The organism is Acidovorax sp. HMWF018 (assembly GCF_003061035.1).
GTDB lineage: Bacteria > Pseudomonadota > Gammaproteobacteria > Burkholderiales > Burkholderiaceae_C > Acidovorax > Acidovorax delafieldii.
This window is the reverse complement of the sequence record NZ_QAIM01000617.1, coordinates 2,307-3,684: the sequence shown is the minus strand read 5'-3', so window position 1 is coordinate 3,684 and position 1,378 is coordinate 2,307. Positions and strand designations below refer to the sequence as shown.

The window sequence follows — 1,378 nt, the reverse complement described above, 5'->3', positions numbered from 1 at the left end:
GCACTGTGCCCACCCCCACCGTGTACACCCGCACCCCCCGGTCGGCCGCCCACTTGGCGGCTTCCAGTGGGTCCACGCCCGTGGTGCGCTGGCCGTCCGTCAGCATGATGATGGCGGCCGAGTTGTACGAGCCTGGGGCCACGGGCGTGAACGTCTTGGCGGGGTCCTGTTGCTTGCCCAGCTCTTCGATGGGCTTCGGGCGCATGGCCTGGCGGCCGCCCAGAGCGGCGATGTCGATGCCCGCATCGGGAAAGATGGTGGCCAGGGACAGCATGATGCCGTTGCCCGTGGCCGTGCCGCGCTGCAGCTGGAAGCTGTCGATGGCTTTCACCAGGTCTTCACGGCTCTGGGTGGGCAGCTGGGCCAGCTGGGCGCTGCCCGCAAAGGCCACGATGCCCACGCGCACATGGCGCGGCAGGTCGGCAATGAAGGCCTTGGCGGCGTTCTGGGCGGCGGTGATGCGGTCGGGCTCCACATCGGCGGCGCGCATGCTGCCCGACACGTCCATGGCCAGCATGATGGTCTGGTCCTGCGAGGGCAGGGTGATGACGGCTAGCGGGCGCGCGGCGGCCAGCAGCAGCGCCACCAGGGCCAGCAGGAACAGCGCGGGTGGGATGTGGCGGCGCAGGTGCTGGCCCGGGCCCATGGCCTCGCGCACCAGGGACAGGCTGGAGTAGGTCAGCGCTGTCTTCTTGCGCCGGTGCAGGAGCCACCAGTACAGCAGTACCAAGAGGGGCACAGCCAGCAGCAGCCAGAGCAGGGTGGGCCAGAGAAAAACCATGGTGTGTGTCCTTGGTGGCGAGTACAGCGTGTGCGGCGGGTGATCAATCGATCAGTCAGGCGGCGGCAGCCGTTGCGGATGCCGATGCGGGGACGAGGGGGTGGCTGTGCGCCCGCACCCGGCGCTGGCGCAGGTCCATGAAGCGCAGCAGGGCGTCGACCAGGTCGTCGTCGGTGCACAGCTCCAGCGTGTCGGCACCTGCGCGCGTCAGGCCTTCACGCAGCGCGGCCTCGCGGTCGGCGGCCAGCTGGGCAAAGCGGCGGCGAAAGCCCGCGTCGTGCGTGTCCACCTGCAGTTGCTCGCCGCTTTCGGCATCGCGCAGTGTGACCAGGCCCACGTCGGGCAGCTCCAGCTCCAGCGGGTCGAGCAGGCGCACGGCCACCACGTCATGCCTCTGGGCCAGCTGGGCCAGGGGCTTTTCCCAGCCGGGCGCGCTGATGAAGTCGGACACCACAAACACCGTGGACCGGCGCTTGAGCGTGGCCAGGCCGGTCTGCAGCAGCCGGTGCAGTTCGGTGGCGCCGCCACCCGTCTTGTGCGGTGGCACCGGGGTTTTGGACGGCAGCAGTTTGTGCACCAGGTGCAGCACATGGGCGC

At 69.9% G+C, this 1,378-nt stretch carries 1 protein-coding gene and 1 pseudogene; both read right to left on the bottom strand.

Features of this window, described 5'->3' with window-relative positions; genetic code table 11:
* Positions 1-781 (bottom strand): VWA domain-containing protein (locus tag DBR23_RS26215; protein ID WP_108500052.1); only part of this gene is annotated, 781 nt, incomplete at its 3' end.
* A 55-nt stretch (positions 782-836) separates the two neighbouring features.
* A pseudogene (locus tag DBR23_RS31870) lies at positions 837-1,378 on the bottom strand (DUF58 domain-containing protein); the annotation flags it as partial.